Source organism: Vibrio sp. CB1-5, assembly GCF_059412285.1.
Genome location: NZ_JBJHPB010000027.1, coordinates 1 through 20,480, shown reverse-complemented (window position 1 = coordinate 20,480; position 20,480 = coordinate 1). Strand labels below are relative to the sequence as shown.

28 protein-coding genes and 1 pseudogene are annotated in these 20,480 nt (G+C 47.3%); 23 read left to right on the top strand and 6 right to left on the bottom strand.

The window, feature by feature from the left end:
• Positions 1 to 31 precede the first annotated feature (31 nt).
• The gene (locus ACJB0T_RS17320) at positions 32 to 745 is read right to left on the bottom strand and encodes a pseudouridine synthase (protein ID WP_479290747.1); all 714 of its coding nucleotides are present in this window, start codon (positions 743 to 745) and stop codon (positions 32 to 34) included.
• A 311-nt stretch (positions 746 to 1,056) separates the two neighbouring features.
• Between ACJB0T_RS17320 and ACJB0T_RS17315 the strand changes: the two genes are divergently transcribed.
• The gene (locus tag ACJB0T_RS17315) at positions 1,057 to 3,279 is read left to right on the top strand and encodes an NADP-dependent isocitrate dehydrogenase (RefSeq protein WP_479290746.1); all 2,223 of its coding nucleotides are present in this window, start codon (positions 1,057 to 1,059) and stop codon (positions 3,277 to 3,279) included.
• A 145-nt stretch (positions 3,280 to 3,424) separates the two neighbouring features.
• Here the strand turns inward: ACJB0T_RS17315 and ACJB0T_RS17310 are convergent, their stop codons facing one another.
• Both ACJB0T_RS17310 and ACJB0T_RS17305 read right to left on the bottom strand, forming a co-directional pair.
• Entirely contained in the window at positions 3,425 to 4,408 is a 984-nt protein-coding gene (locus tag ACJB0T_RS17310) for a phage integrase (RefSeq protein WP_479290745.1), read from the bottom strand.
• Positions 4,405 to 5,067, bottom strand: coding sequence for a helix-turn-helix domain-containing protein (locus tag ACJB0T_RS17305; protein WP_479290744.1), 663 nt, complete (start codon positions 5,065 to 5,067; stop codon positions 4,405 to 4,407). The genes ACJB0T_RS17310 and ACJB0T_RS17305 overlap by 4 nt, the downstream gene beginning before the upstream one ends.
• 107 nt (positions 5,068 to 5,174) lie before the next feature.
• On the opposite strand from ACJB0T_RS17305, the gene ACJB0T_RS17300 reads away from it, so the two are divergent.
• From ACJB0T_RS17300 to ACJB0T_RS17210, 19 genes are all read left to right on the top strand, one after another.
• On the top strand, positions 5,175 to 5,426 hold the full coding sequence (locus tag ACJB0T_RS17300; protein ID WP_479290743.1) for a hypothetical protein: 252 nt from the start codon (positions 5,175 to 5,177) through the stop codon (positions 5,424 to 5,426).
• A gap of 10 nt (positions 5,427 to 5,436) precedes the next feature.
• Entirely contained in the window at positions 5,437 to 5,622 is a 186-nt protein-coding gene (locus ACJB0T_RS17295; protein ID WP_479290742.1) for a hypothetical protein, read from the top strand.
• Positions 5,623 to 5,855: 233 nt separating this feature from the next.
• On the top strand, positions 5,856 to 6,035 hold the full coding sequence (locus tag ACJB0T_RS17290) for a hypothetical protein (RefSeq protein WP_479290741.1): 180 nt from the start codon (positions 5,856 to 5,858) through the stop codon (positions 6,033 to 6,035).
• A gap of 3 nt (positions 6,036 to 6,038) precedes the next feature.
• Positions 6,039 to 7,931, top strand: coding sequence for a replication endonuclease (locus ACJB0T_RS17285; protein WP_479290740.1), 1,893 nt, complete (start codon positions 6,039 to 6,041; stop codon positions 7,929 to 7,931).
• Between the two features lie 73 nt (positions 7,932 to 8,004).
• Positions 8,005 to 8,322: a hypothetical protein gene (locus ACJB0T_RS17280; RefSeq protein ID WP_479290739.1), complete on the top strand. Its 318-nt coding sequence runs from the start codon at positions 8,005 to 8,007 to the stop codon at positions 8,320 to 8,322.
• Entirely contained in the window at positions 8,315 to 8,833 is a 519-nt protein-coding gene (locus tag ACJB0T_RS17275; protein ID WP_479290738.1) for a hypothetical protein, read from the top strand. Before ACJB0T_RS17280 ends, ACJB0T_RS17275 begins: the two co-directional genes overlap by 8 nt.
• Positions 8,826 to 9,263, top strand: coding sequence for a hypothetical protein (locus ACJB0T_RS17270; RefSeq protein ID WP_479290737.1), 438 nt, complete (start codon positions 8,826 to 8,828; stop codon positions 9,261 to 9,263). The genes ACJB0T_RS17275 and ACJB0T_RS17270 overlap by 8 nt, the downstream gene beginning before the upstream one ends.
• Positions 9,238 to 9,987 (top strand): hypothetical protein, encoded by a 750-nt coding sequence (locus tag ACJB0T_RS17265; protein ID WP_338163415.1) that lies wholly within the window; start codon positions 9,238 to 9,240, stop codon positions 9,985 to 9,987. Before ACJB0T_RS17270 ends, ACJB0T_RS17265 begins: the two co-directional genes overlap by 26 nt.
• Before the next feature lie 125 nt (positions 9,988 to 10,112).
• On the top strand, positions 10,113 to 10,241 hold the full coding sequence (locus tag ACJB0T_RS17260) for a hypothetical protein (RefSeq protein ID WP_275426429.1): 129 nt from the start codon (positions 10,113 to 10,115) through the stop codon (positions 10,239 to 10,241).
• A gap of 3 nt (positions 10,242 to 10,244) precedes the next feature.
• Complete coding sequence (locus ACJB0T_RS17255; protein ID WP_479290736.1) at positions 10,245 to 11,078, top strand: major capsid protein P2; 834 nt, start codon at positions 10,245 to 10,247, stop codon at positions 11,076 to 11,078.
• Between the two features lie 11 nt (positions 11,079 to 11,089).
• Entirely contained in the window at positions 11,090 to 11,425 is a 336-nt protein-coding gene (locus ACJB0T_RS17250; RefSeq protein ID WP_479290735.1) for a hypothetical protein, read from the top strand.
• Positions 11,426 to 11,553: 128 nt separating this feature from the next.
• Positions 11,554 to 11,754 (top strand): hypothetical protein, encoded by a 201-nt coding sequence (locus ACJB0T_RS17245; protein WP_112479085.1) that lies wholly within the window; start codon positions 11,554 to 11,556, stop codon positions 11,752 to 11,754.
• Positions 11,751 to 12,125: a DNAase gene (locus tag ACJB0T_RS17240; RefSeq protein ID WP_429761604.1), complete on the top strand. Its 375-nt coding sequence runs from the start codon at positions 11,751 to 11,753 to the stop codon at positions 12,123 to 12,125. The genes ACJB0T_RS17245 and ACJB0T_RS17240 overlap by 4 nt, the downstream gene beginning before the upstream one ends.
• A gap of 1 nt (position 12,126) precedes the next feature.
• Positions 12,127 to 12,684: a chemotaxis protein gene (locus ACJB0T_RS17235; protein ID WP_479290734.1), complete on the top strand. Its 558-nt coding sequence runs from the start codon at positions 12,127 to 12,129 to the stop codon at positions 12,682 to 12,684.
• On the top strand, positions 12,681 to 13,400 hold the full coding sequence (locus tag ACJB0T_RS17230; protein ID WP_479290733.1) for a hypothetical protein: 720 nt from the start codon (positions 12,681 to 12,683) through the stop codon (positions 13,398 to 13,400). Before ACJB0T_RS17235 ends, ACJB0T_RS17230 begins: the two co-directional genes overlap by 4 nt.
• Before the next feature lie 2 nt (positions 13,401 to 13,402).
• On the top strand, positions 13,403 to 14,191 hold the full coding sequence (locus tag ACJB0T_RS17225; RefSeq protein ID WP_479290732.1) for a hypothetical protein: 789 nt from the start codon (positions 13,403 to 13,405) through the stop codon (positions 14,189 to 14,191).
• Positions 14,192 to 14,196: 5 nt separating this feature from the next.
• Positions 14,197 to 14,676, top strand: a complete 480-nt coding sequence (locus tag ACJB0T_RS17220) for a structural protein (protein WP_479290731.1) — start codon at positions 14,197 to 14,199, stop codon at positions 14,674 to 14,676.
• Between the two features lie 97 nt (positions 14,677 to 14,773).
• Positions 14,774 to 14,974 carry a hypothetical protein gene (locus ACJB0T_RS17215; RefSeq protein ID WP_479290730.1) on the top strand — a complete coding sequence of 67 codons (201 nt, stop codon included), beginning with the start codon at positions 14,774 to 14,776 and terminating at the stop codon, positions 14,972 to 14,974.
• Positions 14,967 to 15,122: a hypothetical protein gene (locus tag ACJB0T_RS17210; protein WP_479290729.1), complete on the top strand. Its 156-nt coding sequence runs from the start codon at positions 14,967 to 14,969 to the stop codon at positions 15,120 to 15,122. The genes ACJB0T_RS17215 and ACJB0T_RS17210 overlap by 8 nt, the downstream gene beginning before the upstream one ends.
• Positions 15,123 to 15,221: 99 nt before the next feature.
• On the opposite strand, the gene ACJB0T_RS17205 is transcribed toward ACJB0T_RS17210, so the two are convergent.
• Entirely contained in the window at positions 15,222 to 15,461 is a 240-nt protein-coding gene (locus tag ACJB0T_RS17205) for a hypothetical protein (protein WP_479290728.1), read from the bottom strand.
• Positions 15,462 to 15,533: 72 nt separating this feature from the next.
• On the opposite strand from ACJB0T_RS17205, the gene ACJB0T_RS17200 reads away from it, so the two are divergent.
• Positions 15,534 to 16,016: a hypothetical protein gene (locus tag ACJB0T_RS17200; RefSeq protein WP_479290727.1), complete on the top strand. Its 483-nt coding sequence runs from the start codon at positions 15,534 to 15,536 to the stop codon at positions 16,014 to 16,016.
• A gap of 225 nt (positions 16,017 to 16,241) precedes the next feature.
• Here the strand turns inward: ACJB0T_RS17200 and ACJB0T_RS17195 are convergent.
• Together ACJB0T_RS17195 and cspD are read right to left on the bottom strand one after the other, a co-directional pair.
• Positions 16,242 to 16,743: pseudogene (locus ACJB0T_RS17195) on the bottom strand (site-specific integrase); the annotation flags it as partial.
• Positions 16,744 to 16,932: 189 nt separating this feature from the next.
• Positions 16,933 to 17,154, bottom strand: coding sequence for a cold shock domain-containing protein CspD (gene cspD / locus ACJB0T_RS17190; RefSeq protein WP_479290726.1), 222 nt, complete (start codon positions 17,152 to 17,154; stop codon positions 16,933 to 16,935).
• Between the two features lie 583 nt (positions 17,155 to 17,737).
• Between cspD and clpS the strand changes: the two genes are divergently transcribed.
• A complete protein-coding gene (clpS, locus tag ACJB0T_RS17185; RefSeq protein WP_112460455.1) occupies positions 17,738 to 18,058 on the top strand; it encodes an ATP-dependent Clp protease adapter ClpS in 321 nt (106 codons plus the stop codon).
• 41 nt (positions 18,059 to 18,099) lie between these two features.
• The gene (clpA, locus tag ACJB0T_RS17180; RefSeq protein ID WP_479290725.1) at positions 18,100 to 20,382 is read left to right on the top strand and encodes an ATP-dependent Clp protease ATP-binding subunit ClpA; all 2,283 of its coding nucleotides are present in this window, start codon (positions 18,100 to 18,102) and stop codon (positions 20,380 to 20,382) included.
• Positions 20,383 to 20,480 lie beyond the last annotated feature (98 nt).

The window sequence follows — 20,480 nt, the reverse complement described above, 5'->3', positions numbered from 1 at the left end:
AGGTCGGTGGTTTTGTATCAAGGCTTATCGGTTAAATAACATCTGTTGCCGGCACTTCACGCCATTCGCCGGGCTGAAGGGATTCGAGCGCATACTTCCCCATGCTGGCGCGAATCAAGCGTAACGTCGGAAAGCCAATATTGGCCGTCATACGGCGCACCTGACGGTTTCTACCTTCAATAATGGTAATGCTTAACCATGTCGTTGGAATATTGGCACGAAAGCGCACAGGCGGCTCTCTGTCCCATACGCTCGGCTCTTGCATGCGCTCAATTTTGGCTGGCAATGTTGGCCCATCTTTGAGTTCAACACCGTTGCGGAGCTTATCTAGATCAGACTCACTAGGGTTTCCATCAACTTGAACCCAGTACGTCTTTTCGGACTTCGACTGTGGCTGAGTGAGTCTCGCCTGTAGCACTCCGTCGTTGGTGAGTACCATCAAACCTTCACTGTCACGATCAAGTCGACCAGCTGCGTAAACATCTTTGATTGGAATATAGTCTGCCAGCGTTTTTCTTCCCTCACCGTCAGTAAACTGACTCAGTGTATCGTAGGGTTTATTGAACAGTATGACTTTGCGATCGCGTGGCTCTGGGCGCTTTTTTTCAGGCTTTGAAGAAGCGTCAGGTCTACGCCTTCTGGTCTGTCCAGTTTGTTGGGGTTTATGTTGGCTTTTTTGTTTGAATTGACCTGATGATGAGCGATTCGGGCGAGGGGAGCCTTTACGCGTTGTTTTAATTGTCATGTTAACTACCTTGCAAAAATGTAAACAAACTGTGTGGTTTGGTTTTGTCTACGAGTGTTTTGAGCTATCATGAGCGCGCTCAAAAACAGGAATAACGCACAAGATAATAGACTAATTGACCAATTTTGTTTAATTATAAGTGCTTAGGATTTCGTTCGACTGAACAAAACTACGCCGAAACCTTGGGTTTTCATCTGAAACTGTCTTAGATTTGCCCACCGATTGGTGTCCAGTCGCAACGTTTACGCCGTCCACTTGGAGGCGTTAATTGATAAGGGTGCTCAGCCCGATTAGAACGATAGGGAAATTTCATGCCTACAGAAAAGCCGACAATCATCTATACCATTACTGATGAAGCGCCAGCGCTGGCAACATATTCATTGCTACCGATCATTCAGTCATTCACCGCGTCTTCTGGTATTGATGTTGATACACGAGATATTTCATTAGCAGGGCGTATTATTGCTAACTTCCCTGACTATTTAAAAGAAGAGCAGCGCATCGGTGATGCTCTAGCTGAACTTGGTGAACTGGCAAAAACGCCAGAAGCAAACATCATTAAACTTCCAAACATTTCTGCTTCAATTCCTCAGCTACAAGCGGCTATCAAGGAGCTGCAAGCGAATGGTTATGATCTTCCAGACTACCCAGAAGAGCCAGCAAATGCTGAGCAAGAAGCTGTTAAAGCGACATATGACAAAATCAAAGGTAGTGCGGTAAACCCTGTATTGCGTGAAGGTAACTCTGACCGTCGTGCGCCATTGTCTGTTAAGAATTACGCGAAGAAAAATCCACATTCAATGGGCGCTTGGTCGAAAGACTCTAAGTCGCATGTTGCTAGCATGTCTGGTAATGACTTTTTCGGCAGCGAAAAATCGGTGACTACCGAAAGCGCAACAGATGTGCAGATCCGGTTCACGTCAGCCTCTGGTGAAACAAAGGTTCTTAAAGACAAAGTGGTACTTCAAGCGGGTGAAATCATTGATGCTTCAGTGATGAACAAAAACGCGCTGGTTGCTTTCTTTGAAGAGCAGATTGAAGAAGCGAAGAAGCAAGATGTGTTGTTGTCGCTGCATATGAAAGCGACCATGATGAAGGTCTCCGACCCGGTTATTTTTGGCCACGCGGTTAAAGTTTATTACAAAGCGGTCTTTGACAAGTATGCAGCGCTATTTGACGAGCTAGGTGTTGACGTTAACAACGGTATTGGTGACGTATACGCGAAAATCACTTCGCTACCTGCGGCCCAAAAAGCAGAGATTGAAGCTGATCTTGCCGCAGTGTACGAGACACAGCCGCCACTAGCGATGGTTGATTCTGACCGCGGCATCACTAACCTGCATGTGCCAAGCGACATCATTGTTGATGCGTCTATGCCAGCAATGCTTCGCTCTTCTGGTCAAATGTGGGGACCAGATGGTAAGCAAAAAGACACTAAAGCTATGATCCCAGATCGCAGCTACGCGAGCATCTATCAAGCTGTGATTGATTTTTGTAAGCAGCACGGTGCGTTCGACCCAACAACAATGGGCAGTGTGCCTAACGTTGGCCTGATGGCACAAAAAGCTGAAGAATATGGTTCACACGATAAAACATTCATCCTAGATGCAGCGGGCACGGTCTCTGTTGTTGATGCGGAAGGCAATGTACTTATTGAGCAGCAGGTTGAGGAAGGTGATATCTTCCGTATGTGTCAGGTGAAAGATGCGCCAATTCAAGATTGGGTGAAGTTGGCAGTGACTCGTGCACGTGCTTCTAGCACGCCAGCTGTATTCTGGCTGGATGAAAATCGCGCACACGATGCCGAGCTTATCAAGAAGGTAAACCAATACCTACCTGAGCACGACACAGCAGGTCTTGAAATTCACATCAAATCGCCTCTAGAAGCTACGCTATTCTCGCTAGAGCGTATCAAAGAAGGTCTGGATACGATTTCAGTCACAGGTAACGTACTTCGTGATTACTTGACGGATCTGTTCCCAATTCTTGAGCTTGGTACTTCTGCGAAAATGCTGTCTATCGTACCGCTAATGAATGGTGGTGGCCTATTTGAAACGGGTGCTGGTGGTTCTGCGCCTAAGCACGTTCAGCAGGTTCAAAAAGAAAACCACTTGCGTTGGGACTCGTTGGGTGAGTTCTTGGCTCTTGCGGCTTCTCTGGAGCACCTAGCGGTTGTTTCTGGAAAGGAGAAAGCGAATGTACTGGCTAAAGCGTTAGATGCTGCGACAGGTAAGTTCCTAGATAACAACAAGTCGCCATCACGTAAAGTGGGCGAGCTTGATAACCGAGGTTCTCACTACTACCTAGCGCTTTACTGGGCTCAAGCTCTGGCAGTGCAAACTGAAGATGCTGCATTAGCGGATGAGTTCGCGCCGATTGCAGAACAGCTTGCATCTAACGAGAGCATCATTGTATCTGAGCTAAACAGCGCTCAAGGTGTGACGGGTGATCTTGGCGGCTACTACCAGCCAAGTGACTCGAAAGCTTCGACCTTGATGCGCCCAAGCGCAACGCTAAATAGCATCTTTAGTTAATAGCGCTTTATAGACATAAAAAAAACCACCTAACGGTGGTTTTTTTATGTCTTCATGAAATGTAATTAGAAATTAAATCTCTATTTTACAATGTATTGCAGCCCACTTTGATGTGGTTAAAGGTCATGGGAAATTATATGTGTGGTCACAATGTGGACATTGATAGCGGGTTCATTCTAACTGCGTCCTGAAGAAAGTCGGGAGCAAGGTGGGCATAGCCTAGTGTTTGCTTTATATCGGAGTGCCCAAGGATTTTTTGTAGTGTGAGGATGTTGCCACCATTCATAATAAAGTGACTTGCAAAAGTGTGGCGTAGAATGTGCGTTTTCTGACTTTTTGGTAACTCAAATTCCAAGTCTATTAGTATCTGTCGCAGTTCTTTTTGAAAGTCATAAGGGAATAATGCCCCGCCGCGTTTCGGATAAATTCTCTCATAGAGTTCTTCACTGATTGGAACTGTTCTAGGTTTATCAGTTTTAGTTTGAGTAAATCTTATTCGGTGTGGGGACAGGTTGCTTGATTTAAGCAGTATCATTTCACGCCAACGCGAGCCAGTTGAAAGGCAAATATCAACAGCATTGAGCATCATTTCATTACTTTGTATCTCTGACCTCAGAATCCTGATCTGCTCTAGCGTCAGATAAGCCATTTCTTCTCTTCTGACAGTAGGGCGTTTAATGCCTTTTAGCGGGTTTTCATGGTGGTAGTTGCCCGACTCAATTAGCACGGTAAAGACGTTGCTCAAGCACTGCATTGAGCGTCGAATTGTACTGTCTTTGAGATTTCTGCTTTGCATGTCGGCGATCCAATCGGTGATGAGTTTAGCATCAATCTTGTGGGCTGCAGGGTCGTCAAGTTCTCGACAAAAGCGCGTTAGGTCGCGCTTGTATGGGATGGCTGTTCGTTTATATTGCCCTGCAATAGTCCACCAAACCTCAATGAGTTCGGATAGGTTTCTTGTGTCCTTGGGCTTGCTTACCCACTTTTTATTGTGCTCAGTCGCAAGGATGTGTTTTTCATACGCTAGCGCCTCGGATTTTTTATCAAATTTCTTGCGAAAACGTCTGCCCGCCCGCCCTGCTGGACGAACATCGACAAGCCATTTATCACCGTCTTTTTTGATTGTCATAGTGAGCGCATTACCATTGCAGCACGGCCAATGATTTTTAGTCGGTTTAAGTCTTCGCCAAACATTGAGAAGTTTTCATAGTCGGGATTATCAGAGATGATTTCGTACCCTTGCTCTAAGATGTTCCACTTCAAGCGCTTCACATAAACCATGTCATCGACTCGAATAACGTAGACGCCGTCTTTCACAGGCTCTGTTAACTCGCGAGTATCAACCAAGATTCGGTCATTATCATTCATGGTTGGCATCATGCTTGAGCCAGAGCAAAAAACAACAGCGGTCAATTGAGGCTGTAACCCCAAATCTCGAATAAGTTGTGCAGAAACGGTGAAAGTACCTGTTTGATGTTCCCCACTAACTAGCTTGCCAGCTCCCGCTGCGGCGTTGACGTTAAACTCAGGAATTGAAACGGAATCGTCGTTAGGTGCAGTATCGAAAACGTGTGAAACGTTACTTTCGCCAAGTGTGCCGTACTTCTCATTTAACGCATTTAACACTTCATCATGAAAATTAGAAATATGGTACTCAAGAGCACGACCATTTCCAGCTGCCTTTCTACTTATCCAATTGTTTCTCTTGGCTTTTTGTGAGATTCCAGTAGTTGAGTTTGGCATTCCTTTTAGCCCTATCAACTCTGTACTCAAGAACCATTCACGCATAAATAACCCTTAACTAACATTGACAAACACTAATGAATGGAATTACTGTAAATAACATAAACTAACACAAGCAAACAAATTCCAATTCAAAAGAGAGGTTACTTTTAATGTTAGAACATAACGAGCAGTCAGGAAACAATATAAACAAACAATATGCCCCATTTGTGACCCCTGAAAAGTATGCAGAGCTAGCTGGTTTCACAGTAGACGCCGTTAAATGTCAGGTACAAACAGGAAAGTTACCTGTAATTCGTCGTGAAGGTGGTCGCCGTGGTCGCACGCTAATTAACATGAAAGCGCTTGAGGAGTACGCGCAAGAGCAAGCTCAAGAGTTCACTGATTGGAAAGCTGCGATTTAAGGGGGCGACTATGCAAACCACACCATTACACGGCATCAGCTTAGATTTTACTCACTCAAGCGAAGCCAAGCTTTTACACAAGGTTATCGAGAACCATATGTGCCCTTGCAATGATGTTGACGAGGACAACTACCTCTCAGGTGTTTTAGTTCAGCTTGAGGAAGCAATTGAACTCATGGAAAGCGTTGAAGCTTAGGGGGCGAGCATGAGCTTTAGGGATGATTATTACGAGCTAAGAAGGGCGGCGCGAAGTCGTGACGTTAAATTGATGTATTGGTTGGCAGAAAGAAACATTTACACCCTGTTTCGTGTGGTCGGTGTTTCTCTTGAGGAACCATATCCGAAATATCCTTTGAGTGTGCGGTTGAGCCGTTATCGCTCACGGGGTGAATTGGTTCCAAAGCGTTTTAGAGCATAGGGGGTCACAACATGAAAGTATCTGACCCCATTCATTTGCCGTGCCCCGATATGGCGGGGTGCGCCAACTTCGACCCTGACAAGAGTGAAAAGTCAGCGCGCATGGTTCAAAAGCTTCGCTCTGAGCTTGGCTTGAACCGCCCACGCGCTCGCAAACTCAACGTTAACCCTCTGACTTGGACTAAGCGTTAATCAATGCAAAAAATCGGCAAGACCACTAATAACCCGTTGACTAAGCTCCCGACTAATCTGCGTCAGGAGCTTGCGACGTATGTGATGAAAAACCAAGCCACGGCGCCTCATTTGGCGATGGTAGCGGAAAAGCATCAACCGCTATGTGGTGCCACGCCTAAAGAGCGCGTGTTTGAGTTCGCTCACCAAGTTGCTAACAAGTTCAAGCTACCTAATGACATTCGCAATTACCTTGATAAAGCGTCAGCGGTTCGTTTTCGTAAGTACGGTTTTAAGCGCGCATTGCAGTTTATTGAGTCTCGCAGTGCGGCGGCATCGTCTGCGCTTGGGTCACTGCCAGAGCCATACTGGAAAATTAACACAGAGTTAAAACGCGCTCGTCTTGCCACTGAGTTGTCAGGGCGCGCAGGTTTTCACTTTGAGTTCGTCGTTAAAACAGGCGGCACGGTATTCGATGCGATTAAGCGCATTCATGAATACGTTGGAGCTTGCCTTTGGATGCCTCAATTTGAAGTCGCCAACGATGAAGATGAGGCTTATTCCATTCTTGCCCGTTTGCTTGATGAGGGCGTATGGCGCCGAGCTATCGACAAACAGACCGTAGCAGCGTTTGAGAATGCGCGCAGGGCGGCGGGGATGGTATCGCCGCACATTTCCCCTTACGCGTCGATTTCAGCGTGTGAGTGGCTCAAGATTCGCCAAGAGCGACAGCGTGAATGGTTAGAACTCATGGCAATTGAATCCGTTGAGGGTGATGTGGTGGAAATGTCACAGGTGCATGAGTCGTCACAGTCCAACCCTGTTAATCGTCGTCATGAACTCATGACCCGCATTGCTGGCTGTCAGGAGTATGCAGACTCAAACAACCACGCCGCCATTTTTATCACTATGACCGCACCGAGCCGTTTTCACAGGCTTACCAAGCGCGGTGAATACTGGATTGAAAACACCCATTGGGACGGTGGCACCCCAAAAGGTGCTCACGCTTGGCTGTCTATGTCTTGGAACCGTTTTCGAGCATGGGCGGGGCGCCATGACTTAACCTATTACGGGATGCGAGTCGTGGAGCCTCACCAAGACGGTACACCGCATTGGCACGGCGTGTTTTTCATGCCACTTGAGCAAATGCCCGTGTTTATCAAAATGCTGCAGGAATACCAGTTTCAGCGTGACAGCGCAGAGCTTTATTTCAAGAACGGCGACCCAAAACACCGAGCTATGAAAGCGCGCTTTGAAGCTAAGATGCTGGACGGCACCGAAGGCGGCGCCGTTGCTTACCTTGCCAAGTACATTTCTAAAAACGTAGACGGCTTTGGGCTTGAGGATTTATCGGATCTCGATAACAAGAAAGCCAAGCTGCAAGACACGGTGAAAAACGTCACTTCATGGTCACGCACCTTCTGTTTTCGTCAGTTCCAGTTTCAAAAAACACCGTCTGTCACGGTATGGCGCGAGCTAAGACGCATTAGCGACGAGCAAGAATATTGCACCTTTGAGAAGGCGCGCCGCGCCGCTGATGCAGGTTTCTTTTCTGCCTTTTTCGATTACATGGGCGGTCACAGACTGCCCCAATCCATGCGCCCAATTACCACCAAGAAAGAAGCCAAAGAAAACAAATACGGTGAAATGACAGCGCGTGTTATTGGGCTGCGTGGAAGCGGTCTAGAAGTGCTCACCCATGAGATAGAGTGGAAGCTCATCAAAAAGCCATCCGACTTGTCGGAGGCTTCTTCAAGCAAGCGGGAGCTTGCGCCTTGGTCTAGTGGCAATAATTGTACGCAGAAAATTTCGCCACCAAGACAACAGCAAATCATTGATAACTTTTTCTTGTTCAACGAGCTAGATAGGTTTGGCTCGCCAGAGTGGGAGGAGTTCGCTGCCAGAGGTGGCACCTAGCTTACTGCCAACGATGTGAATCAGGGGCAACCTTACCAACCATTTAACCAACGTCGAGAGACAGGGGAACACCATGAACACCATGAAAACCATGACCAAAGATGAGTGCCAAGCCGAGCTTGCGCGCCTTAACACCATTGACGCACTGGAAACCGAGTTAGAAACGGCGTTTGATACCGTCAAAGACCTGTCACCAAGTGAGCTTTTATCATTGGCGCCCAAAGTCCTTATGGGCGGCGCAGACCCGCTTTCCATGCTTGGCTTAGACCCTAAGCTCATCGACAAAGCAAAACTCGTCGCCAAATCAAACCGAGTCATTCGAGCGCAGCGCAAACAAGCGCTTGAAAAGCAGTTGAATGCAGTGATTGAGGAGGCGACTACCGATGAGTAAAACGCCCAATCCAGTGCGCGGCTATGTGCCGTGCCCCGTTTGTAGCAGCACTGCCACCGTTCATATGGTGGGTGAAGGTCGCTTGATAGATAGCGGGGAAACGGTCAAGAACGGTCGCAACCTTGGCTTGCTCTATTACAAGTGCCCTGACTGCGGCAACAGTTCAATGAGTAAAACCGTGAGTGGCTATTGCACTGACAACATGACTGAAACCAAGGAAGCGCTCCAAGCCTTATCTGACAAGGTTGAGCCAACGGTTGAATCAACGGTTGAACCGAGTGTTGAAAGCGTTGAGAGTTTTTCGCCTACGGTAACCCCTCCCGCCGAAATGCTCCCACCAACCGAGTCAAGTACCACTGAAACCACTGAGCCAACACCGCCAGAGACAAGCCTGAAACCGCAAATCTTCAAGGTTGCCGCCTGTCTTGGCGTCATTGTCGTGTTGCTGTTTGCCATTAAACGCATGTTAGCCAAGCCGCAACCGAGTGAGGAGGGCGATAGCCATGAGTAACCCAACTGTTGAAACGAGTGCTGACAACCTTGATGAGTTGGATGCTTACATTGCCAACCTCAACAATGAGCCGTCAGTACAAGAAGGCACGTTAGCTTCAACTGAAAGTCAGCCAGAGGTCGATACCACCGAAGCGTTTGATGCGCTGGTCACCACGGGGCTAGTGGTGGTTGAGCAAGCCGTGTCGATTCTCAAAGACATTGATTTTGAGTTTGATGAGCGCGCCAAGCAAAGCGTGGTGAATGCGGCTCGCCCTGTTGCCAAGCAATATGGCGGGGCACTGCTCGACCAATGCGGCGATTACATGAACATCATGACCCTTGCCTTGGCAATCCTTGGCTTGTGGTGGGCATCGAAAAAGCAAATCACCGCCCTTGAACTGAAAAAGCAGCAGGAGGCCGAGCGTGACTCTCATCGTAAACCCGATTAACTCCAACCCATCCCATGACGCCGAGCATACCGTGTACCTTGGCGGCACGGGTAGCGGCAAAACCAGTGCGGTGAAATACATGGGGCTAGTGCCTAAGAAGTCACAAGCGCTGTTCTTTGACCCGTACCGAAACTACGCAGGTCAAAAGTTTCACGGGCAAATGTGTCACGGCTTTACTGACCCCGCCAAGTTTATCAAGGCGGCGGTACAAGGGCGCCGTGCAGGATGTTCGTTTAAGCTCGCCTACATTCCACCAAAGGGCGCGTGTATGTCGGAGCTTGAAACCTTCAGCGCGATTGCTTGGGCGCTTGGCGATGGTCATAAACCCAAATTGCATGTGGTGATTGAGGAGCTGGCAAGCTGCGCGGAAACCTCAGGCAAGCTCGAAGGCAAAACAGGTGAATTGCTCCGTGGTGGTCGCCAGTTTGGTCATGTGGTTCACACCATCTTTCAGCGTGGGCAAGAGGTACCCAAAACCGTCACCAACCAATCAAGTGTGTGGTGGCTCGGTGCGGTCAACTCTGGCGTTGATGCCGATTGGGTCGCCAAGCAAAAAGGGGTGCATTCTAACGAAGTTGCCGATCTGAAAAGTGCCAAGGTCAATAAGCAGTGTATCGGCAAAGCCATTGCCGAATACCTGATTATTCGTGACGGCATTGGCAACCTAGAGCGCGGCGCGCTGAACTGCGAAACGGGCAAAAGGCTCTCAAGAAACTACCGTTAACCTCTCATTTCAACCTATAGGTTAAAAGTTATACCTATAGGTTGAACCTTAGTGACGAACTCCCCGCCACCTGATTTGATAATGACTCCTTTAACCGTTCCAACGCTGTGAAGCAGGGGAAACAAATGAAAGCAACGCACAAAACAATGCTAATGACCATCGTGGTCATGTTGATTGCATTGGCAGTCATCAACAACGTAGGCGCGCTCAAGCCTATCAAAGAGCAAATCAATGGTAACTCAGGGTGGTTTTAAGCTATGGAACTACTAAACACGCCATTTAACCCGCGCCCACTCGATTTAGACCCTGTTGAGGGTGTGAATTGGGGCAACCAAGCCACACTGCGCTTGGTGAGTGGTCCAACTTACCAATCCATCGAACTGGTCACTGACATTACTGACCCTGCCGATGTTGAGCGTGTACGCATCACGCTGAACGGTAAGGAAGTGTACAACCTGACAGGTCAAGACTTGGTTGACCTTCAAGAACACCGTAAGCAATTTACTCAAGAAGGTCGCTACGTTATCCCATTTGCGGATTTAACCCTTCGCACTAAAGGCGGCGTTCGTACTGGTGAACTGGTCACGCTGCAAGGCGAAATCTGGTTTGTGTATATCCAGCTTGCCTCTAAAACGGGTGGTACACCTGCGCCAAGTATCCGCGCTCGCTCTCATACGACAGCAGCACAATCGAAGCGTGTTTACCTACCACGTATCTATTCACTGACTTGGTTCGCCAGTGCGACAGGTCGCACCCCGTTCGACTTTGCCGAGCGTTCACCCCTGTTTTCACTCAAGCGTGTGCACTTCAAAGATTCGTCTATTGACCGTGTTCGTGTTCTGCGTGACAGCGTGGAAGAAATCAACGTCACCAAAGCGGATAACGCTTTCGACTTGGCGATTTCAGGTCTAGAGCAAAACGTAGGTTGGTTCAGCCTTGATTTTGTTCGTACTGGTTTCGGCGTTGAGGGTCGCTTGCCAACTAATGCAATGAAGCAATTGCAATTCGAGCTTGATAAATCACAACACGGCAGTGTGCCCGTTCTGATTGAAGCGATTGAGCAAGTGGGCGTTATCGCACAACCAAAGTAAGGGGGTGACCGATGGAAAACCCTAGTGTGACGCAAACCGCCGAAAGTGGAGGCGGTTGGTTCGACAGCATCCTAGAGGGTGCGGGTGAGCTTGTGGGTGGTGCCGTCGATGTGGTCGGTGGCTTTGGTGAGGATTGGCTTGGTATCAAGATGGATAACGAGTTAGACCGCGCTAAGTCTGCCAGCCCTGACGAAAACCGCGCCAACAATAACGACTATCAGCAACCCAACGGGCAACCTGTGCATACCACCTCTGGCGGCATGCAGTGGCAGACCGTGGCAATCATCGTGCTCATTGCGCTAGTGCTAATCGGTGGCTTTGCTTTTGCGCTCAAAGGGGGCAAGTGATGCCGTTAGCGTACTTAGGCTTGGCGGGGGTGACTTTGGGTTACCTCACCGCCAAGGAAATCAACAAAGCAAAGTGGATGGTTTTCGCAGTGATTGCGCTGGTCATCTGGCTCAAGTTGAGGTGGTAAATGATTGGTTTTGATTCTCTGACCAATAGCGGCTCGATGCCCATCAATGCAGGTGGCGGCGCGGCGGCGCCTTCGTCGTCACGTTCAAGCAATAGCTCTGGTCAATCCGTGGGTGGTATCAACATGGGCGGCGGTGTGCCGACTTGGTTGATTGTCGCGGGGGTAGTTGCCGTGCTCATCGTTTGGATGCGAAAGAAATGATTCGCGTCGTCACCAAAAGCCAAGCGTCGATTGACGCACTCAAGCCCGCTTTTCGTGCTTGCCCCAATGATTTTGCAGTGATGCTGCACGAGATTGAGGCAGGGCGTGTGAGTGTCTATCACATCCAAGGGGAAGGGGTAGATTGCTTACTGGCGGGTGAGGTGCGCGGCGATACCTATTTCATTTGGGCGGCGGTAGGAAAAAACGCGCTCAAGGCTACCCGTGTGCTTTCCGAGTTCGTGAAGCAAAACGACTTAACCGCAATGGCTTGCCACTCTTATTTTCCTTTAGTGGTGAGGCTACTCAAGCGGCTAGGTGGTGTGACGGAATCGACCCACGGCAACGCCAAATACCTAAAGTGGAGGTTGTAGCATGGGTGGTGGCGGTAGCTCCTCAAGCAATACAACAACGAATACTAAAAACGTCAGTGGTCAGAATGCCATTGACGGCGACAACTTAGGCGTAGCGGTCAGCGGGGTGAGCGATTCAACGCTCAATATCACCGCAACCGACCACGGCGCCGTGGACAAAGCCTTTGCCTTTGGCGAGCAAACTCTTGATTTTGCTAGTGACACGGTGGATGAGTCCTTTGCCTTTGCAGGGGATGCCCTAGATGAGTCCTACGAGTTTGCAAGTGGGGCAATGAGTGAATCGCTCGGTTTAGTTGAGCGCAACACGGATAACAGTCTCAAGTTCGCGGCGGGTGCACTCAACGAGTTCAGCTCAACCAATAGCGAAAACCTGCAAATGATGGCAGGGCTTGCAGGTAACCAAGCGGCTCAAAACACCGAGAACCTTGCCAAGCTCACCGAGCTTGCGAAGTTCAAACAAGACAACGGGCAAAGCGCACTCAACAAACAGCAATTAGTGCTTATGGCAGTGATTGTGTTGGTGCTGGGCTTTGTGCTGGTTAAGGCGGTAGGCAAATGAACCTAAATCTCACCAAGGGGCAAACCATTCCCCTAACCATTGACTCTACATGGCTCTTTGTTGAGTCGATTTCGGGCAAGTTATCGGTGCAAATTGACGCGACAGGGGAAAGCTTCTCGCTACCCAATCGCTCGGTGTTTCGCTATGGCAAGCCATTAGGTCGAATCCTTCTCTCTGGTGAAGGGGCGCTGTCTCTTGAGCATGGTGTGGGTGACTTCACCCCGCCAGTGGAAGGGCAAAAGCTCGATATTCAAACCATGCCGTCAGTCAGCTTCATGCCTGGTCAAACAGTAGGGGTAACCGAGTTACCCAAAGTCGAAATTGAAGCGGGGCAAAGCGTGGGCGTGTCCTCTCTGCCAAAGGTGCAGATTGAAGATGGTCAGCAAGTCGAAGTTAAAACCCTGCCTGACGTTCAACTCAAAAGCGGTCAGTCGGTGAATGTTGGCACCATGCCAAGCGTTGAACTGGCAGCGGGACAAACAATCAAAGTGCTCTCTGGTAGCGCACTTTCAACACTAAGCGGAGAAATGCCTTTAGAGGTACCCGCTAACCCTGCTCGTAAAGGCGTCATCATCAAAGCCAGTAGTGCCAATGCAGGGCTAATCAGTCTTAACGGCTTTGAGCTTACGGCAGGCGAAAAGCTCACGGTTGAAACTGCCGCCACATTCACATTAACAGGAACCGCGCCCGATAAAGCGCAGGTATTGGAGTACTAATTATGTCCACCTTTCCAGCTTTACCAACTGGCAGCAGCCGCAACAAGATTGAATTCTTGTATGATCTTCTAGCGAACCTTGAAAACTCGGGTGAAAACTCGGGTGGTGCCCAACTTATCCAAGGTGATTGTAAATTTGCGCACGGTGTTGATTGGGTGAACTCAGATGATGAGCCTTACAGAATGTTTCGCCTTGAGTCACTTAGTCGTATGAGTGATATTTTTGGTTCAACGTGCTTGGCTCTAGACTCATCAAGTCGTTATAAAGATTGTGTGGGCATTAACCAGTTGGTTAAGGATTTTGCGCCTGAGTTTGCGGCCGAGTCAGATGAAGTGCTCCAACTTGTTTTTAGTGTTGAGGGTGTTTGGCGCATCGAATGGGGTACGGCATTGACTCAAGCGCAAATTGACGAATACGAGTCGATGATCCGAATGGCTTACGACGTGTTTATTGAAGATTCGCCAAGTGAAGGACTTTCAGAGATTTCTCTGTTGGATGGGGAAATGTACCACTTGAGCCGCTTGGGGCGTGGGTCGGGTGGTCAGTCATTTCTGGGTGTACGAGGTGAAATAACGGTGACGCTTCATCCTACCGACTGCCAAACAGTCAATCACTACTTTGACACTTACGAAGATACAGCGAATTTAGTGATGGGCGTTCGAATGCATGGTGACAATGACGATGCATTGGCGGCGTTTTCTGCCGCCAATGTGGCACCGAATAAAGATGGTCTTTGTGTAAGGTTCGTCGGTGCTCACAAGCTGGCGTATGTGATGCCAGAGCCTGAGTAATCACTATGCGCCTAATCATAATTGTTCTGATAATCGGTGCGCTGATGCTTGGCGCACCCAAAGGGGTAAACATCGTGAAATCACAACTCAATCGCGGAATCCGCAACAACAACCCGCTCAACATTCGCATTAGTAACAACGCTTGGACAGGCAAAGTAACGCCCTCCAAAGATAAAGCGTTTGAAACCTTCTCACACTCGAAATACGGCTTTCGTGCGGCGACCAAGCTCATTCGCAACTACCAAAACCTTTATGGCCTGAACACCCTTCAAGGAATTATCAGCCGCTTTGCGCCAAAGAGTGACAACAACGACACGGACAACTACGTGCAGTTCGTGGCGGGTCGCCTCAATGTGGGCGCCAGTACCCCGCTTAATCTTTTTGATGATGAGTTTATGACTCGCTTAGTGCACTCCATGTCGATTATGGAAGTCGGGCGCTACTACTCATTAGAAGATGCAGCGCAAGGGGTAGCACTGGCATGACCCAAAAAGAAGTAATGCAACGTCTAGCGGTTGGCATCCTGACCGCTTTAATCAGCGCTTATATCTGGAAGCGCATCAACGGCTAGGAGTAACAGCTATGAAAATAGATTTGAAACAGGCATCAACTAAGAAGGGGCTAGCGCTCATTGGTGCGGGGATAGCATTGGCAACGGGGCACCCAGAACTATTGACAGCGAGTGTGACGCCTGAAGGTGTGCAAGTGGGTGGCTTGGTTGGTGTAGCTGCGCCAATTTTTGTCGGTTTGTGGGAGGCGGTACGGGATGAGTTCAATGGCTGAGTATCAGACGATTATTGTGGCAGGTGTAAGTGCGCTATCTAGTGGCGTTGGAGTAGGAGTAGCGCTCAAAACAGATGTAAAATGGTTGAGGCTGATGATGGAGAAGATGGATGAACGCTTAACTAGATTAGAAAGTAAGGGACTTTAATAGCGTTTTCAGTGGGTTGGAGATATACCACTCTTAAAAAAGCATATAATAAGACCCTTGAAAGTTGACGGGCAAGTACTTTAGTAACCTGTACAGTAGTTACCAATGCTTACCCTTTCTTCTTGTTTGCATTTTATATAGCTTTTTATCGCACTTATTACAGACGTTTTTGAAAGTGCCATTTTTCATTTTTACTACATAATTTCCTTTGAATAGCCCCAAATCAACACCACAGTTATAGCAATTTTTATTGCTGCCAGTAGTCGCTAATAAATGAATGAACAGACCTAAGCAGGCCATTAAACAAAGAAATAGGATAAGTAGGGTTCCATTTTCCATTGGGTGCCTCTTTTTTTAAGTCTAATGTATATAGTAGTATATAACTAACGTTCAGAGATTGGTGGTTCTATCATGCAAACTACACGGGTTGTCGTCTTAGTTTCTATAGCTTTGTTCATTTCATTAGGAACTTGGGCTCAAGGTGTCACTTGGGAACTAACGCATAGTGTCGATGAATTTACGGATGAAGTTAGTTCAACCTTGTTAGGGTATAGTGAGGATGAAAAATCTGCAATGTTGTTTACTTGCAGCCCTGATAGATATCCCATGCTCGCCTTAATTTATGGCGGTTCTCGCAGTCAAGATGATTACATTTATGCCATGTACAGGGTAGATCAGAACCAAGCCATAAGAAGTCGTTTGAAGCATGTCAATACGGGTGCAGTAGTTTATTTGGGGGGGGGACTAGATTATATGGTAGAGCAGCTTTTGACTGGCGAAACTATCAAGTTTAGGTTAGACATAAAAGAGGGTAAACGAAGCGTGTTTTCTCTACGTGGATTTACTGAACAATATGAAAGCTTTATTTCTGGCTGTCTAGTGTTTGATAAGTAGTTACTAATGAAAGAAATGTTCAAAAAATGGTGGGTGGGCGATAAATATTACTTGGAAGGAGTCTATCCGGGTGAGAGGTATCGCAAACACTGGACATCAAAATTCGCACACAAGGTAATTGCTTGTGTGCGAAAGGAGTGGCGTTGGTTGATTCCATTCGTTATAACAACGTTTTTAGCTATCCTATCTATGTAAACTTTTGGGAAATAGTTGAGTGTAAACTTGCTAAAGAATGTTCAAGTTTCTATGCCCCGTAACTTGGGCTGCTTCCTCAATGGAGTAACCTTTCTCAAACTAACGACTAGCCCCCTCACGACGTAAATCATGATAACGCAAATCCTCAATCCCTAGCTTATTCCTAACTCGCTGGAAACCAGCGGTGACACTTCGAGAGTTCAAAGGAAAAATCAACTCGCTCTCTTTTGGCTGGCGCATAGCAATTTCAAACGACTTTGCCAACAATGGGACAATCATGTGGTTCCCCTGTTTCTTGCGTGAGGTCTTTACGGTCACGCACCACCACAGTTTTATGTTCTTCGTTGATATCTTCCCAGCGTAGAGAGCAAACCTCACCAATCCTCATGCAAGTCAAAATACTAAACTCAAGGATACCAACAAATGGGATGCGAGCTTGACTATTAACTCTGGTGTTTTGAGGTTAAATCAATCCTTGCTTTAGCGCTTCGAATTCGACGCCAATAGGGCGGCGGGTACGCTTATCACTTTTGTGATTTAGTTTAGGTGGCGTGGTCATTATGTGGTCGCTATTTTTTTTGGTTGTTTCTATTTTCCTTTAAGTGTCTGATTTTAAGGGTTTTACTGTGGTTTTTAAGACATAAAAAAACCACCTAACGGTGGTTTTTTATGTCTTACGGTCAGTATTTTCAGGTAATTCGTATTGATTTGTAAATGACTACTACTTCGCTAGACCACCTTCTACCGGTGTTACTACGCTGGCGTGATAGCCCTTAGGGCCTTCTTCTACTTCGTAGTTTACTTGCTGGCCAGCCTTTAAAGTGCGGTAGCCGTCCATTTTGATTGTCGAGTAGTGAGCAAAAATATCGCCGTCTTCACCTTCTGGACAAATAAAGCCAAATCCTTTGGCATTGTTAAACCATTTTACTGTACCTATCGCCATGCTATACATCCCTCATGCATTTTGTAACTGAAGTTGCGGTAGAAGATACTGACCGTTGGTAAATCTACTTACTTCATTGAGACTATTTGTTATGAATCTACGTACCTTCAATAGGGCCTGCCAATCTAACCACTCTTAAGAGAGAGCGGGAGGCCCAAACAAAGAGGTTTAGATGTAGGAATTTTCTCACCCGTGGAGGCATAGTGATTCATAACTTGTTAAATTTTAGTCACTAGTTAACCACTCTAGTCAAACATTGAGCGTAGTCAATAGGAAATAGGTATAAATAACTACATATTCTATACATATGCGCCTTGGTTTTAACAAATGTGCAATGGAAAGCTTTTGTTTACATGCCCTTAATGTATGCTAGACAAAAGGAGGAATAAGTTTTTTCAACTTGGCTCATATGTGACACACTCGAATAGCATTGTTTTGTTTGCAGCGATACAATTGGTGCATTAGTCTCTTTATAAGAGATGTTTTTCGAGTGACAGTTCTCGAGAGCAAGTTAGCCTTGGCTAACTCTCTTTTGACTGACACACTGTTCTGACTTTAAAAGAAAACTCTCAAACATTTGGCCATGAGTAAAAATTTTGAATGGGTGACTCCAGACTCAGACTTACTGGAGAAAGAAAAAACTAAGGTTGAGCCACCGGCGTTGTACAACGTTATTCTCAATAACGATGATTACACTCCGATGGACTTTGTTGTAGAAATCTTGGAACGCTTTTTTTCACTCAACGAAGATAAGGCAACGCAGGTGATGTTGGCTGTGCACTACGAAGGCAAAGCTGTTTGTGGCACATTCACCGCCGAAGTTGCTGAAACGAAAGTTGCTCAAGTGACCATGTATTCAAGGGAACATGAACACCCGCTATTGTGTACCATGGAAAAAGCCTAATTTTCGCTTGAATGGCGTTTGCCATTCTTTAGGAGGTACTTATGCTGAACAAAGAACTAGAATCGAGTCTGAACGGTGCATTCGCTCGTGCCCGTGACAAAAGACATGAATTCATGACCGTAGAGCATCTCCTTTTAGCTTTGTTGGAAAATGACTCGGCTAAAGAGGCCCTTACTGCTTGTAACGCTAACCTAGAAACGCTGCGCAATGAGCTTGATATCTTCATCGATCAAACGACGCCGCTTATCCCTGAATCTGACGACACTCGAGAGACTCAACCGACATTGAGCTTCCAACGTGTGCTTCAGCGTGCTGTTTTCCATGTTCAGTCTTCTGGCCGCAGTGAAGTCACTGGCGCCAATGTCCTTGTTGCTATTTTCAGCGAACAAGAATCTCACGCCGCTTACCTCCTCAAAAAGAACGACATAAGCCGCCTAGATATTGTTAACTTTATCTCTCACGGTATTACCAAAAATGCCGGGCCTTCAGGTGATGAACCGTCAAGTGGTTCACTAGGTGGGAGCAGTGAGAGCATAGAAGAAGCGAATGGTGAAGACCGTTTAGAAAGCTTTGCGACTAACCTTAACCAAGTCGCGAAAGCCGGTAACATCGACCCTCTTATTGGTCGCGATAAAGAGCTTGAGCGAACTATTCAAGTGCTTTGTCGTCGTCGTAAAAACAACCCACTGCTCGTCGGTGAAGCTGGCGTTGGTAAGACAGCCATTGCTGAAGGTTTGGCTTGGAGAATTGTTGAAGGCCAAGTACCTGAAGTTATCAGTAATAGCGTTATCTACTCGCTCGATATCGGTTCACTGCTAGCGGGTACCAAGTATCGTGGTGATTTTGAAAAACGTTTTAAAGCGATTCTCAAGCAGCTTGAAAAAGAAGACGATGCAATTTTATTTATCGATGAAATTCATACCATCATCGGTGCGGGTGCCGCTTCGGGTGGGCAAGTCGATGCCGCTAACCTTATCAAGCCGTTACTAAGCAGCGGTAAGCTTCGCTGTATTGGTTCAACAACCTACCAAGAGTACAGCAACATCTTTGATAAAGAGCGTGCGCTGTCTCGTCGATTCCAGAAAATTGACGTGGTTGAGCCATCACTTGATGACACAACGAAGATCCTTATGGGTCTGAAACCGAAATACGAAGAACACCACGAAGTCCGTTATACCAACAAAGCACTTCGCGCAGCGGTTGAGTTATCGGCTAAATACATCAATGAGCGTCACTTGCCAGATAAAGCGATTGACGTCATTGATGAAGCGGGTGCACGCAGCCGATTGGTGCCAGCAAGCCGCCGTAAGAAAACGGTAGGTGTTGCCGATATCGAAGCTATGGTGGCTAAGATGGCTCGTATTCCAGAGAAATCTGTCTCTTCGTCTGATAAAGATATTCTTCAGAACCTTGATGAGAAGATGAAGATGCTGGTGTTTGGTCAAGACCAAGCCATCGATGTGTTGTCTGAAGCTATCAAAATGACTCGTGCAGGTCTCGGTAATGATGACAGGCCAGTAGGTTCTTTCTTGTTTGCAGGTCCTACCGGTGTCGGTAAGACGGAAGTCACGGTACAGCTATCGAAACTGCTTGGTATCGAGTTACTTCGTTTTGATATGTCTGAATACGGTGAGCGTCACTCTGTCAGCCGCCTAATTGGTGCGCCTCCAGGTTACGTTGGTTACGACCAAGGCGGCTTGCTTACTGATGCGGTCATTAAGCACCCTCATTCAGTGGTACTTCTTGATGAAATTGAGAAAGCACACCCGGATATCTTTAACTTGCTCCTACAGGTTATGGATAACGGCACATTGACGGATAACAACGGCCGCAAAGCCGATTTCCGCAATGTTATCCTAGTCATGACTAGTAACGCAGGTGTGACAGAAACTGAGAAGAAATCGATCGGCCTGATCCAACAAGATCACAAGCCGGATGCGATGGGTGCTATTAAGCGCGTGTTCACGCCAGAGTTCCGCAATCGTCTTGACGGAATTATCTGGTTCAACAGCCTAGACGATGTTGTTATCCACCAAGTGGTTGATAAGTTCATTGTCGAGCTACAAGCTCAGCTTGATACGCGTGGTGTATCGCTTGAGGTTTCTGATGAAGCGCGTGATTGGCTTGCAGTCAAGGGTTACGATAAGACCATGGGCGCACGTCCAATGGGCCGCGTTATCCAAGATAAACTTAAGAAGCCACTGGCGAACGAACTTCTGTTCGGTAGTCTGGTTGACGGTGGTACGGTACGCGTATCGCTTAAAGATGATGATCTCGTGTTCGACTACGTTGGATCGAAAGAAGAAGCGGAAGCTCATCATTGATAGGTTTTAGGTATCAATATAAAACGTGCGATTACTCGCACGTTTTTTTTGTTTGCCCAGCGAAGCTGGCAAACCCGTCAGGTTGAAAGAAACCTGAA

What these genes read in the sequence shown, in the direction of transcription:
- ACJB0T_RS17210 (WP_479290729.1), top strand. Translation starts at nt 14,967, where the DNA reads ATGGCTGAGTATCAGACGATTATTGTGGCAGGTGTAAGTGCGCTATCT.
- ACJB0T_RS17320 (WP_479290747.1), bottom strand. Translation starts at nt 745, where the DNA reads ATGACAATTAAAACAACGCGTAAAGGCTCCCCTCGCCCGAATCGCTCA.
- clpA (WP_479290725.1), top strand. Translation starts at nt 18,100, where the DNA reads ATGCTGAACAAAGAACTAGAATCGAGTCTGAACGGTGCATTCGCTCGT.
- ACJB0T_RS17205 (WP_479290728.1), bottom strand. Translation starts at nt 15,461, where the DNA reads ATGGAAAATGGAACCCTACTTATCCTATTTCTTTGTTTAATGGCCTGC.
- ACJB0T_RS17220 (WP_479290731.1), top strand. Translation starts at nt 14,197, where the DNA reads ATGCGCCTAATCATAATTGTTCTGATAATCGGTGCGCTGATGCTTGGC.
- ACJB0T_RS17295 (WP_479290742.1), top strand. Translation starts at nt 5,437, where the DNA reads ATGCAAACCACACCATTACACGGCATCAGCTTAGATTTTACTCACTCA.
- ACJB0T_RS17230 (WP_479290733.1), top strand. Translation starts at nt 12,681, where the DNA reads ATGAACCTAAATCTCACCAAGGGGCAAACCATTCCCCTAACCATTGAC.
- ACJB0T_RS17235 (WP_479290734.1), top strand. Translation starts at nt 12,127, where the DNA reads ATGGGTGGTGGCGGTAGCTCCTCAAGCAATACAACAACGAATACTAAA.
- ACJB0T_RS17305 (WP_479290744.1), bottom strand. Translation starts at nt 5,067, where the DNA reads ATGCGTGAATGGTTCTTGAGTACAGAGTTGATAGGGCTAAAAGGAATG.
- ACJB0T_RS17215 (WP_479290730.1), top strand. Translation starts at nt 14,774, where the DNA reads ATGAAAATAGATTTGAAACAGGCATCAACTAAGAAGGGGCTAGCGCTC.
- ACJB0T_RS17270 (WP_479290737.1), top strand. Translation starts at nt 8,826, where the DNA reads ATGAGTAACCCAACTGTTGAAACGAGTGCTGACAACCTTGATGAGTTG.
- ACJB0T_RS17285 (WP_479290740.1), top strand. Translation starts at nt 6,039, where the DNA reads ATGCAAAAAATCGGCAAGACCACTAATAACCCGTTGACTAAGCTCCCG.
- ACJB0T_RS17255 (WP_479290736.1), top strand. Translation starts at nt 10,245, where the DNA reads ATGGAACTACTAAACACGCCATTTAACCCGCGCCCACTCGATTTAGAC.
- ACJB0T_RS17310 (WP_479290745.1), bottom strand. Translation starts at nt 4,408, where the DNA reads ATGACAATCAAAAAAGACGGTGATAAATGGCTTGTCGATGTTCGTCCA.
- clpS (WP_112460455.1), top strand. Translation starts at nt 17,738, where the DNA reads ATGAGTAAAAATTTTGAATGGGTGACTCCAGACTCAGACTTACTGGAG.
- ACJB0T_RS17245 (WP_112479085.1), top strand. Translation starts at nt 11,554, where the DNA reads ATGATTGGTTTTGATTCTCTGACCAATAGCGGCTCGATGCCCATCAAT.
- cspD (WP_479290726.1), bottom strand. Translation starts at nt 17,154, where the DNA reads ATGGCGATAGGTACAGTAAAATGGTTTAACAATGCCAAAGGATTTGGC.
- ACJB0T_RS17315 (WP_479290746.1), top strand. Translation starts at nt 1,057, where the DNA reads ATGCCTACAGAAAAGCCGACAATCATCTATACCATTACTGATGAAGCG.
- ACJB0T_RS17300 (WP_479290743.1), top strand. Translation starts at nt 5,175, where the DNA reads ATGTTAGAACATAACGAGCAGTCAGGAAACAATATAAACAAACAATAT.
- ACJB0T_RS17275 (WP_479290738.1), top strand. Translation starts at nt 8,315, where the DNA reads ATGAGTAAAACGCCCAATCCAGTGCGCGGCTATGTGCCGTGCCCCGTT.
- ACJB0T_RS17200 (WP_479290727.1), top strand. Translation starts at nt 15,534, where the DNA reads ATGCAAACTACACGGGTTGTCGTCTTAGTTTCTATAGCTTTGTTCATT.
- ACJB0T_RS17250 (WP_479290735.1), top strand. Translation starts at nt 11,090, where the DNA reads ATGGAAAACCCTAGTGTGACGCAAACCGCCGAAAGTGGAGGCGGTTGG.
- ACJB0T_RS17225 (WP_479290732.1), top strand. Translation starts at nt 13,403, where the DNA reads ATGTCCACCTTTCCAGCTTTACCAACTGGCAGCAGCCGCAACAAGATT.
- ACJB0T_RS17240 (WP_429761604.1), top strand. Translation starts at nt 11,751, where the DNA reads ATGATTCGCGTCGTCACCAAAAGCCAAGCGTCGATTGACGCACTCAAG.
- ACJB0T_RS17260 (WP_275426429.1), top strand. Translation starts at nt 10,113, where the DNA reads ATGAAAGCAACGCACAAAACAATGCTAATGACCATCGTGGTCATGTTG.
- ACJB0T_RS17290 (WP_479290741.1), top strand. Translation starts at nt 5,856, where the DNA reads ATGAAAGTATCTGACCCCATTCATTTGCCGTGCCCCGATATGGCGGGG.
- ACJB0T_RS17280 (WP_479290739.1), top strand. Translation starts at nt 8,005, where the DNA reads ATGAACACCATGAAAACCATGACCAAAGATGAGTGCCAAGCCGAGCTT.